We start from the raw sequence: 12,065 nt of genomic DNA, 5'->3' as shown, positions 1-12,065 counted from the left end.
TACCCCTTCCTTTACCTGACAAACCTTCCCACTGACATTGGTAGAGCTAGCGTAAAAAAAGAGAGAGGCGCAGGTGTGTCGCCTGCGCCTCTCTCTTTGTCTTTTCTATGCTCTCTATAAGCGGTTATGCTGTAGCGTTGAACTCACCAATGAAGAGCAGCTTAGAGGACAGCGACACCTGACCCGAGGATATTCCACAAGGGAATAACAATGGGTAATGGAGGCAAACATGGTAGTGGTAAGCCACACGCTCTGCGCCTGCATGGTAGTCATCGCAATCCTTCTACTCTCAATGCATAATTTAACAGAACACAGCTTCATAAAGCGGAAGCTGCATCTATACGCATATAGGTAACTTGAATAAAGTGTACAGGTAAAAGACCTCTCTTGTCAAATCGGTGAAGCAGGGATTTCTAGCGCTAAAAGTGCTCTCAGCGTGATAAGCAGATACAGTTTCATGGGAAGAGGATAATAACGCTTGAGCTTTAGGAATATCTCCCCTTCCTGGAGTCGTTAATAACTAAGGGTGGAAGATAACGTGTGTGTCAATGCGCTTTCGTAGCTATTTGAACCTCAATGATATCCCCATCATGAAACCATAGCATACAACCTCAATTATGAAGCCAAATAAAAGGAAGGAATGCACGATGCAAAATATTCAGCAGAATCCAGCCCATGCGAGCGGTACTCTCACACTAGGAGGTGACCTCAAAGTCTATCGTCTTGGTTTTGGTGCGATGCGCATTACTGGTGAGGGCATCTGGGGACCACCTGCGAACAAACAGGAGGCCATTGCGCTGTTACGGCGCACACTGGAGTTAGGCATTAACCTGATAGATACAGCCGATTCTTATGGACCCAACGTTAGCGAAGAGCTCATCGCAGAGGCACTCTTTCCCTACCCTGAAGGACTTGTCATCGCCACCAAAGGGGGCTTGCTGCGCACCGGTCCAGGGCGGTGGCCACTGGATGGACGACCAGAGCATTTGCGTGAAGCCCTGGAAGGAAGTCTGAGACGCCTGCGCGTAGATCATATCGATTTATACCAATTCCATCGTCCCGATCCCAAAGTACCCTTTGAGGATTCCGTAGGCGAGATCGCGAAGATGCAGCAAGAGGGCAAAATTCGCCACGTTGGTCTCTCCAATGTGACAATAGATGAACTGGCGCGGGCGCAGAAGATAGTTTCTATCGTCACAGTCCAAAATCACTATAATCTCTCCAAGCGCGAGTCTGAGCGCATGACGGCCCAACAATCTGAGGAGATGATTGATATCTGTGCGCGCCAGGGGATTGGCTTTATCCCTTGGAATCCTCTCTCCACGGGCGCGCTGGCGCGTCCCGGGAGCAAACTGGATCAAGTCGCCAAAAAACATAACGCACAGTCCAGCCAGATTGCGCTAGCCTGGCTCCTGCATCGCTCACCTACGCTCTTACCTATTCCAGGAACCTCTTCTATCAAACATCTTGAGGAGAACGTTCTAGGTGCAACCATCGAACTCTCCCAGGAAGAGTTCGACGCTATCAACCAGGGGGCTAGTAAATTCAGTACTTCTCAAACTTCGCTATTCATCCCCATGCCCTTCTAGACATGGGGATGAATAGCGAAGTTTTTTTCTAAGGAGGTGAGCGAAATACTATAAGCATTTTTCAACCTGATCGTTCTGAGCTCTGTGCCAGGCTGGAGGAAACACGTTTGGCTTTTCATTCTCTGGTAGGGCCCCTCTCGGATGACGAGTGGTCTCGTAAGCAGGGGATCTCTGGGTGGACAGCTTGCGAGTTAATCTCGCACATTGTGGACGGACTCGCCCATACCCCGGACGCCATCGACCACGCCCGGCAAGGGAAACCCTTTCTTAATCTTCCCCCCTTTCTGAGCTGGCTGACAGATCCTATCAATTTCTGGCTAAGTAAATGGGGGCGCATTCTCAAATGCGCCAGACAGTTCTGATCCGCTATGACGCTGCTCATCAGGCGCTACTCTCTAAAATAGAGGGGATTGGGCATCTTCTGGTTCGGTGGTGCGCTATACCCGAACATCATGGTGATTCCGATCATCCTGAAATTGCCATTAGGCCAGCAGCGAGAGGTTGCGGTTCCGCTTGGTACCCGGTCAAACCAGATCTTGCCATTCGTCGCGATCCTGGTTATTCTTCTTGGCATTCTCCGAGGTACCGTCTGGGGCCAGTTAACTCCTTCTCCTTCCCGTTTGGTACAGCTTACGGTGTGATCTTCCTGATTTCTCTAGTGGCTGCTGGTGTTGTTGAATGCCGGGGGCATTTTGTGACGGGGAAAGCTGCCGCACATATGAATGACTTTTCGCTAGAGGAGATGATGAAACCCGAGAGCTCTGTGGCAAGAGCTTTCAACTGGCAAGTGAAGCGCGTGATGCTCTTCACCATCATTGAGCTACTCGGCCTTTTCATCATCTTTACTTGCATGCCCCTGATGTGCTTTGGGCTCCAGGCTCTAGTGGCAAATAGACTTTCTGATGAGATCCCGGAAGAAAAACAGATATTATAGGAAAAAGGCGGGGGCTGAACCGCTATAGAAGATACCCCAACAATTGGGCATACCCCAGATTTTCTCTGAGGACAAATCGTTCCTCTTGTGGGGTGCCAGAATATGAGCTTCTTCTTTCCAGGGTTCTGTGGGTGGAATCAGCCTCTCTTGTTAGTTTGCCCAACCCGACACGTGTTTCAGATTCCATCCGCAGAACCCTGGTGAAATGGGTAATCAGAGGAACTTTATTTCTTCTCAACTTCGTAGGTGATATGAACAACTTCTTTAGATGGGATGGTTTCTCTCATTTTTACTTTGATCTCGGGGTTCATATGTGCAAAAAGTGATGTGCCGTGGCCAAAAAACACTGGCACGTAGTGAATAGTGAACTCGTCGATTAGTCCCGCGTTGAGATACTGCTGGATACAGTTGGCTCCTCCCGCTATTCTGATATCTCCGTTTCCAGCAACCTCTCGCGCTTGGTGAAGCGCACTCTCGATGCCATCATTCACGAAGTAGAATGTTGTGTCACCGGGGCGCTGCCATGGGTTGCGTATCTGGTCGGTCAAAACAAAGACGGGAGTATGGAATGGGGCCTCCTCGGGCCAGAACTGCTCACCACCATTGAACATATTCTTGCCCATAATGCTGACGCTGGTACGTTGGAATGTTTCTTCCATCATGCGATTGTCTTGACCTGTTTCACCTCCTTCGCCCAGGTGGAGATTCTCGCGGAAGAATTTCTGTCGAAACACCCATTGTTGAAGAGCCATCCATTTGTTCATCCACTGTTTGTACTCCGGGTCATTGGCATGAGCCAGGTCCATTCCTTCCGGAGCAATGAAGCCATCCAAAGACATCACTACATCGAAAAACACTTTGCTTGTTTGCATGGTCGAGCCGTCTCCCTTGCTTTAGGTGCTTAAATTTTACGTCAATCGCCACAGGTAGAGTCTTCTGGCTTAAGAGTGCGTGGTATTGACCACATCTCGTCTCCTGCCCTGTGAGTGATCGTTTCGCCCTCAATAGGAACTGTCACCAGTGGAATGATACCTCGGACATACGGACCTCGTCTTGAACAAAATGGACAGCTATTTTAAGTGGCACCGAAAAAAGGAGGCGATAGAAAAAATCCCATTTAGGGATTTTTTCTATCGCCTCCTTCCGAATTCAAGTGTGTTAAAGAGCAGCACACTCTTCCTCATTTAGCTCAATTGAGTCTCTCTTTGGCGGGGTTTGTAACTACCAGCGGGTGTGCGGAAAGCGACGTTCAAGCGATTCCAGGAATTGATGGCTGCAATGGCCAGAGTGAGGTTGGTCAGTTCCTCATCAGTGAAATGAGGATGTACGCGATCATAGACATCATCGGGAATCTGATCTTCAGCTACCAGTGTCACCGCCTCGGTCCATTCGAGGGCTGCCTGCTCACGCTCACTGTAGAACGATCGGGCCTCGCGCCAGACAGGCAACAAATTGAGACGCTGTTCACTTTCTCCAGCAGCGCGTGCATCTTTCGAATGCATATCCAGGCAAAATGCGCATCCATTGATCTGCGAGGCGCGCATATCCACAAGATTGAGCAGAGGCTCTTCTAACCCACAATGATGTGTATATTCTGAAAGTTGGAGCATTGCTTTGTATACTCCAGGCGCGGCTATAGCATAGCGTAGACGGGCACTCATAAATCATTTCTCCTTTAGTCCTGATTGAATGTGATAGGCAAAGATGCTATAATCCAGGACAAATTATATCCAGATTATAGAATCGTGGACATTTTTTGTCAAGGATACATTTTGTCCATGATATGCAATCAAGTTGGCGATGAGCAACGGAAGGTCATCATTAACGATCTGAACGAGTAGAGAAACAATTGCCTGAGGAGGAAGAACGTTATGAAGTTGAGCGAAGGAGTCGAGTGGGGATTGCATTGTGTGACCGTTCTGGCAGGGCTTCCGCCAAGAGCTACATTACCAACCAAAGCATTGGCTGAATATCATGGACTTTCGGAAACATACCTGGCCAAACATCTCCAGGCGCTTACCAATGCAGGAATTATTGAATCGCTCCCCGGCCCCAAAGGTGGTTATCGCTTACGACGAGCCCCGGAAGAGATTACGATGTTGGAAGTTGTCGAGGCAATCGATGGACGAGAACCGCTGTTTCGTTGCGCAGAAATTCGCCAGCGCAGCCCGCTCACCCAGGAATCAGCGCAGTACCGTGTGCCTTGTGGTATTCACATTGCGATGGCGCGCGCCGAAAAAGCCTGGCGCGACGCGCTCCGCACCCAAACGATTGCTGATATTGTCTCCCACTATCAACAAAGCACTGGGGAGCAACGCCTGCAAGAAAGCGCAGAGTGGATTGCGGGAAGGATGCGCCAGATATAACAGAATGGTTTAGCCTTACTCCTCGGCATGGAGAACCAGGGCAATGCCCATGCACGGCTTCCCCCGTGCAGTGAGCATAAACATCGGGGGAAAGGTGCCAAAGATTGCCTATCGTGTGATGCTGCTCGACTGTTGTTTGTGCGTATGGGAGCCACAAATTTTGCATTTTGCTATATAACGCGCTTCTTCCTGAATACAACTCAGCATCAAAGCAAACGTAGTACTCAACAGATGCTATGGTGTTAGGTAGCATAATTGCACGCTGTTTTTTGCGAGGAGACGATGCCGAGACGCATATCTTTCCAGTTACAATGGTTCGCGCCGAGCCAGAAATATGTTATCCTTCACGATGGAGCGCCGATCATTCCACCAATTGAGCCAATCGGTTCGCCCTGGTTTGCCTGGCTTGAGAGTATCTCCTCTTTCTCCTTTCAGGGTCGCTATGGCGGCAGTTGTACGGTCCGGAAGGAGGCAGTGCAGAGAGGAGGAACTTACTGGTATGCCTATCGACGCAAGGAGCGGCGTATGGTCAAGCGCTACCTTGCTCGCAGCACGGACCTGACACTTTCGCGTTTAGAGATGATAACTGCCGCCCTCAATGATGACGAAGTGTTCTCTGGATCAGACCCTCTTGCTGATGTAGAGGTCTGCTCCCAGATGGGCGCAAAGAAAATACAAGCCACATCCTTGCCCAATTCTTCGCCCTCTGCTCAACTGCTTCTTGCAACCAGGCTACATATTCCGCGCCTGCCGATGCAGCATGTCTCGCGTCCGCGTCTTCTCACACTTCTACTGCAAGGTATACAGAAGTCATTGACGCTTGTCTCTGCCCCCGCAGGCTCCGGCAAGACAACCCTTCTGGCGGAATGGGCCTCTACCACTCCTCTCCCGCTGGCCTGGATCACACTTGAACCAACGGATAACGATCCGTTGGTATTCTTTTCCTATCTGAAGGCCGCTCTGGCAAGCCTGGATACCCGCGTTGAGAGCGCGATACAAGATTATCAATGCACGGATGCTCGGGATATCAAGCGCGTGCTCACCCTTATTCTCAACGATTTAACAGGTCTGCTGAAGCAAGATTCTATCTTGATTCTCGACGACTACCATGTGCTGACAGCGAACGCCATTCATGCCCTTCTGTCTTTTTTGCTTGATCATCTTCCTACTCATTTACGTCTTGTCATCGGAACGCGTGTTGACCCGCCTTTGCCCCTGGCACGTCTACGGGCGCGGAGTGAGTTATGCGAAGTACGCACGGAAGCGTTGCGCTTTGCCTCAGGTGAGGTTGAAGCTCTCGTACAGACCATGGGACTCGCGCTCTCTAGCGAGGCAACGAGCTTACTGGAACAACACACCGAGGGCTGGATTGCTGGTGTGCAGTTGCTATCGCTTGCGCTGCGCGGACAATCTGATGCGACGAACTTCTTACAAACATTTCGCGGCACACATCGCTTTTTTCTAGACTATGTGAGCGAGGAAATTCTGACACAGCAGACGCCTGAGACACAACGATTTCTGCTCATGAGCTCCATTCTAGATCGAATGACGGGATCACTCTGTGATGCGGTTACGGAACTACCTGGCAGTCAAATTCGACTGGAAGCACTCCTGCGAGCAAACCTCTTTATAAGTGCTCTGGATGATACGGAGACCTGGTATCGTTACCATCCTCTTTTTGCCAATGCCTTGCGCACTCAACTTCAAAAGCTCGAACCGGAGTTGATTCCACAACTCTATCAACGTGCCAGCGATTGGCATGAGATGCAAAATAATATAGAAGAGGCGTGCGATTACGCGTTTTGGGCTGATGATCTTCCTCGTGCTGCACGTCTGGTCGCGCGAATTTTACCTCATATGGTAGAGCAAGGACGTATCGAACGGCTCAAGTACTGGTTAAGCCAGCTACCGCCAGATCTGATTGCTACATCGCCCCAACTCTATATCACAATGCCCTGGCTTCGTGCATTAGGCAAACGCTCGCCCGAAAATACGGAACGAGCGCTCCAACGCATGGAGCAGTATGTTCAGGAGCAGCAACAGAGCAAAACTGTTTCCTGGGCAGAACCACGGAGCGTCCTCACTCTTTTCCGTGCGCTTACTGCATTGTCACAAAACAATCCTTTACAAGCATTTAACCTTGTGCGTGAGGCACTGCGCAACTTGACACCACATGAAACGGACTTGAGCCTGCTACTCAGGCGCTTTCTCTTGATCCTTCTCAGTCTTACCTATGGCGCACGGGGAGATCTGGCGACAGCCGAACATATATTGCTTGATCTCAGTGTCTCGCAACCAGCGGAATCGCTCTCACTCATACACATGGCGGCAACATTTTTGCTCGGCGAACTACGTAAAGCTCAGGGGCAGTTACGCAAGGCCGAAACACTCTATGATGGTATTTCCCAGGCTTTTGGAGCGAGGCAGGATCTTCCGTCTATGCCTTTGCTCCTGGCAAGCTTCACCCTCATGCGTAGAGCCTGCTTGCTGTACGAGTGGAACCGTTTGCCAGAAGCCGCGAGCGAGCTACAACGGGTCATTGAGGCCCTTCCTCGCGCGATACTGGAGATTATACCGCCTCCGGGCCAGAGTCCCCTGGTGACCTTCGGTCTCTGGATGCAGGCGCGCATTGAACTGGCTCAGGGGCAGTCACAGTCCGCCAGACATTTTCTTGAACTGGTGTACAAGCGGCCAGAGATAGGTGAAGAATCCTCCCAAGGCAAGGGGCAGACTCCGATAGACATACCTACATTCGCCGCGCGTCTCGCACTTGCATGTGATCAGATAGAGGAGGCTGAGCATTGGATAGGCACCTGGAAGATACGCTATGACGATGCTCCCATCACGCCTCTAGAGAGCCGACATGTATTGGCATACCTCACGCTTGCGCGTATCTTGATCGCGCGTGGACGCATACAAAACTCAGGAATGGCGCTCTCGCAGGCCCTGATTCTGCTTGACTGCTGGCGAGATGGTGTGTTGCGCCTGGGTTTTCATGGCTGGTTGCTTGAGATTCAGATGCTCACAGCGCTCGCTCTGCAAGCACAGGGCAAAACCAGCCAGGCGCTTATTACGCTTGGTCCTGTTCTGGTGCAGGCGGAAGCGGAGGGCTATATACGCCTGTTTGCCGATGAAGGCTATCCAATGGCAAACCTGCTCGCGCAGGTTTCCGCGTATACCACAGCTTCACCTGATTATATACAGAAACTTCAATCCGCTATCTCCTGCCCGCGCCAGATCGCACATGCCCCAACGGGACCTGAAGTATGGCAAGCGCTCATTGAACCTTTGAGCGCCCGTGAATTGGAAGTACTGCCACTTCTGGCTGTTGGTGCGTCCAATCAACAGATCGCTGACCGCCTGGTGATTAGCCTCAATACGGCCAAACGCCACGTGAAACATATCCTGGCAAAGCTTGCTGTAACGAATCGTACCCAGGCAGTTGCCCGTGCCCGCGAACTCCATCTGTTGTGAGGAGAGCCAGAATACTCCCTGAGAATGCTCCCAAAGGGGCATGGTTATCGTCTCTCGATACGCTATGCTACGTAACGACAACGATAAAACACTTTAATTCACAAAGCCAACTTCTCGGAAGGAGTTCCAGATGTCTCAAATACGCTTACAAGAATTTCAGTCACAGGAAACAAAGCGAGATCTCCATGTCTTCTATGCGCAATTACGTTCTATGGAACCACTCCACTATGTGGAGGATTTAAATTTCTGGCTTACCACGACCTATGAGGATGCGCTGTTTGTTCTGCGGGACCCACGCTTTACCAAAGACAGGCGCAAACTCTCACCGCAGCAGTATGAGCAGGATCCAATATTCGCCAGCATCTTCCAGAATATGCTCACTGTCGATCCGCCCGACCATTCACGTCTGCGCCGCCTCGTTTCTAAGGCCTTCACCCCTCGCATGATCGAGCAGTTGCGCCCACGTATCCAGCAGATCGCTAATGAATTGTTGGACGCGGTACAGGAGCGGGGGAGCATGGATGTGGTTACTGAATTTGCCTATCCACTGCCCATCACGGTCATCTCTGAAATGCTAGGTATTCCTGTTGCAGATCGGGCTTCGTTTCGCACCTGGACCCAGACTATCATCAATCATGAGGAAGATACGCAGGCCGCACTAGCGGCTTTCCTCCAATATATTCAGTCTCTTCTGGCCTCTAAGCGCGCGAATCCAGGGAACGATCTGGTAAGTGGCCTGGTGCAGGTAAGAGAGAACGAGGATCGGCTGAGCGAGAATGAACTAGTATCGATGGTCTTCCTACTCATTGTCGCCGGGCATGAGACGACGGTCAATCTGCTTGGCAATGGCACACTGGCCCTCCTGCAACACCCTGATCAGATGAATCTGCTCCGTGCCGATTCTTCTTTGCTACCAACAGCAGTTGAGGAGCTATTGCGCTACACTGCTCCGGTCAGTCTCTCCGATGAGCGTTGGGCCAGCGAAGATATCTCATTGCATGGAAAGGTAATCCGCAAGGGAGAACAGGTGGTGGCGGCTTTGATCTCCGCGAACACTGACGCACAACAGTTCTCCGATCCTGCCAAATTGGACATCACTCGCCAGGAGAACCAGCACCTGGCCTTTGGCAAAGGTATTCATTTTTGCTTAGGTGCGCCCCTGGCGCGCCTGGAAGGACAGATTGCCTTCGGTACACTGCTTCAACGTCTGCCCAATCTGCGCCTGGCCGTTGAGCCCAACCAACTCACCTGGAACAATAATCCCATGCTGCACGGCCTTACAAGCCTGCCAGTCGCATTCTAGACAAAATCAATGGGCGCTCTTACAGTTTGAGCTTACATAACCTGTTCCGTCGCCTGGTAAAATTCTGACATTTTGCGCTTTATATCGGGCTTGCTGCTGCTTTTGTTCGTAGTACCAGCACCGATAGATCCCTAGCCTTTAGCAGAGTTACTGTACCGAAAGCTCTGGTATCTGCTCCCGTTGGGCATCAATTACCTGATGGTGTTGGTGGACGGAAGCTGATACCAGGCTTTTTTGCATGCTCTTCTCCAAGATGAGTTGGCTATAAAAGCGCTTCAATACCTTCAATGTGAACACTTGGTCGTTTAAAATAATTTGCCCCTCGCGTTAGCTAGAAGCCCTGTTAATACCATAACACTACAGGTACAGTCAAGTTCTGCTCTCAGAAACAATTTTCCAGGCGAAATGCAACATGCGCTCTTGGTGAGAAATTTGTTCGTTTGTGTCATGTGTGCCATGGCCAGCATCAAACCAGATCACCTCGATGTTCTTACCCAATTCTCGTGCGCGTTTTTCGTAGACTTGAATGGACCGAGGGGGACAACGTGTATCATTATGCCCTTGTATTATGAGCAGAGGAGCCTGTATGTGTTCCAGATAGGTCATGGCTGAACTTTCATGGTACGCTTCAGGCTTTTCCTGAGGTGTGCCACCCATCAGTCCACGATCATAGGCTTTGAGTTGTTCTGATTCGTCCTCATAGGCGATGAAAAAGTCTCCAAAGGTTGCGCCTGCCATTCCACCAGCCCAGAGATCTGCCCGTTTCCCTAGACCCATGAGTGTGAGATAGCCACCGTATGACCAGCCAGTGAGGAAGACTTGATCAGGGCGGGCAATTCTTTGATGAATCAGCCACTGGCGAGCCGCGACCATATCTTCAACCTCCCACTTGCCTAGCTGACCGCGAATTTGCTCCTGGAATGCGCGCCCAAAGGTGAGTGATCCTCGATAGTTAATCGAGAGGAATGCAAAACCTGCATCCAGCCAGCACTGAGCCCTGGGAGAAAAGCATTCTGTCATAACCGCATCAGGCCCACCATGCATTTCTAAGATCGTAGGGAATGGCTCACTCCCTTCAGGCAAAGCGAGCCAGCCCTGAACCATTTGACCATCTGAGGAGGGGTACGCAATAGACTTCCAAGGGCGGCTTGGTGGTACATCATCAGTAGGGAATACAACGCGCTTCTGTTTACCAGTCTCTCCATCAAGGCATAAGAGTTGCATCGGTCTCGTTGCGCTCTCCAGATGGGCATAGATATTTCCATCAGGGCTGAAATACTCGTAGAGCGAAAGACCATCTGGATGGTGAAGAGGTCTTGCCTGCCTCTGGTCGAGATCATAAAGATAGAGACGCTGTCTGGCTGCGGAAAAATGACGGAGAAGGAGACGTTTCCCATCCGGCGACCAGTCAACGGGCTCTACCTCACCTTCAAGTTCGTCTAGTGCCAGGTCTATGCGCTCTCCGCTCCTGATATCCCATATGAAAGGGCGTTTTACCCCACTGACATCTGATGTTGCTAGCAGACGTGTGTCTCTGGGAAGTGGAGAGAATTTTACGCCTTCGATACTCGCCCGTTCGTCAGAAACCTGGTTGAGAAGTTCTCCACTTTCTCCATCGAAGGCAGACACACGAAAATGCATAGTGTCAGACTCATTTGCGGTGTTTACAGTGATGATTTCGCCGTTAAATGAGAGCGAAAGGGACATTGTGAGATGCTCTGACTGAAAAAGCTTCTTAGACGCACCAAGGGAATCATCAGGTGCAACAGACATTCGATAAAGCGCAAACCCACCCTGGTTATATGTCAGGAAACCCAGACAATTTCCTGATCGGCTCAACGCAAATGCTATCGAGCCATAGAGTGGAAATGTTGGTGTAATATCCTCCGGAGTACCACCAGTAAAAGGTATGCGAACAAGGTGCCCTGTCTCGTTTCCTTTCTGGTCTTCAAGGTAATAGAGAAATCTTCCATTGGGGGAGAGTGTACCCCGTTGATAGACCCCCTCCGGTGTGGCTGTGACCTGGGTAAGTTGTCCTGTGGTAACATCCCAGCCGCATAACTGGTAGACGCCAGAGCGGTTGCTAAGAACGAGCCCTCGCGAGGGAGACTGCGCCGCAATCTCGAGTCCGTACGTCACTGGTATCCGAAAACGCATTTTCCATGGTGCGTCAGCATTAAAACATGTTGTTATCACAGCGTACTCCTTTTACTCAAACAACCGTTTTAAATAAACTTCGTCTCGCTGGCAAAGAAAATCACGTACAGCGTATGTTTTGTACCAGAATAGCAATATAAAATAAAAAAAGAATTTGATAGAAGTAAAAAAATATATTGAGCATGCATCTTTAAAAATATGAATAAGTTTCCTTTTGCCATGGCAGTCAGACTCACGGTTTG

The 12,065-nt window shown here is 50.4% G+C and carries 9 protein-coding genes; 6 read left to right on the top strand and 3 right to left on the bottom strand.

Annotated features, from left to right (window positions below):
* Window positions 1–647 precede the first annotated feature (647 nt).
* The 3 genes from K3T82_RS00790 (at window position 648) to K3T82_RS00780 (ending at window position 2,523) form a co-directional block, all read left to right on the top strand.
* On the top strand, window positions 648–1,589 hold the full coding sequence (locus K3T82_RS00790) for an aldo/keto reductase (RefSeq protein ID WP_220191607.1): 942 nt from the start codon (window positions 648–650) through the stop codon (window positions 1,587–1,589).
* 107 nt (window positions 1,590–1,696) lie between these two features.
* On the top strand, window positions 1,697–1,951 hold the full coding sequence (locus K3T82_RS00785; protein WP_220191606.1) for a hypothetical protein: 255 nt from the start codon (window positions 1,697–1,699) through the stop codon (window positions 1,949–1,951).
* Complete coding sequence (locus tag K3T82_RS00780; protein WP_220191605.1) at window positions 1,933–2,523, top strand: hypothetical protein; 591 nt, start codon at window positions 1,933–1,935, stop codon at window positions 2,521–2,523. The genes K3T82_RS00785 and K3T82_RS00780 overlap by 19 nt, the downstream gene beginning before the upstream one ends.
* A 224-nt stretch (window positions 2,524–2,747) precedes the next feature.
* Here the strand turns inward: K3T82_RS00780 and K3T82_RS00775 are convergent, their stop codons facing one another.
* Both K3T82_RS00775 and K3T82_RS00770 read right to left on the bottom strand, forming a co-directional pair.
* Window positions 2,748–3,395 carry a dihydrofolate reductase family protein gene (locus K3T82_RS00775; RefSeq protein WP_220191604.1) on the bottom strand — a complete coding sequence of 216 codons (648 nt, stop codon included), beginning with the start codon at window positions 3,393–3,395 and terminating at the stop codon, window positions 2,748–2,750.
* A 312-nt stretch (window positions 3,396–3,707) separates the two neighbouring features.
* Window positions 3,708–4,184: a carboxymuconolactone decarboxylase family protein gene (locus tag K3T82_RS00770; RefSeq protein ID WP_220191603.1), complete on the bottom strand. Its 477-nt coding sequence runs from the start codon at window positions 4,182–4,184 to the stop codon at window positions 3,708–3,710.
* A 210-nt stretch (window positions 4,185–4,394) separates the two neighbouring features.
* Between K3T82_RS00770 and K3T82_RS00765 the strand changes: the two genes are divergently transcribed.
* From K3T82_RS00765 to K3T82_RS00755, 3 genes are all read left to right on the top strand, one after another.
* Window positions 4,395–4,889, top strand: a complete 495-nt coding sequence (locus K3T82_RS00765; RefSeq protein ID WP_220191602.1) for an RrF2 family transcriptional regulator — start codon at window positions 4,395–4,397, stop codon at window positions 4,887–4,889.
* Between the two features lie 282 nt (window positions 4,890–5,171).
* Window positions 5,172–8,363: a winged helix-turn-helix domain-containing protein gene (locus tag K3T82_RS00760; RefSeq protein ID WP_220191601.1), complete on the top strand. Its 3,192-nt coding sequence runs from the start codon at window positions 5,172–5,174 to the stop codon at window positions 8,361–8,363.
* A 130-nt stretch (window positions 8,364–8,493) separates the two neighbouring features.
* Complete coding sequence (locus K3T82_RS00755; RefSeq protein ID WP_220191600.1) at window positions 8,494–9,666, top strand: cytochrome P450 family protein; 1,173 nt, start codon at window positions 8,494–8,496, stop codon at window positions 9,664–9,666.
* Window positions 9,667–10,035: 369 nt separating this feature from the next.
* Here K3T82_RS00755 and K3T82_RS00750 read toward each other — a convergent pair whose 3' ends face one another.
* A complete protein-coding gene (locus K3T82_RS00750) occupies window positions 10,036–11,862 on the bottom strand; it encodes a S9 family peptidase (protein WP_220191599.1) in 1,827 nt (608 codons plus the stop codon).
* Window positions 11,863–12,065 lie beyond the last annotated feature (203 nt).

Origin of the sequence: Ktedonospora formicarum, from assembly GCF_016587355.1 — a bacterium.
Taxonomy (GTDB): Bacteria; Chloroflexota; Ktedonobacteria; order Ktedonobacterales; family Ktedonobacteraceae; genus Ktedonobacter; species Ktedonobacter formicarum.
This window is presented reverse-complemented; position numbering and strand designations above follow the sequence as displayed.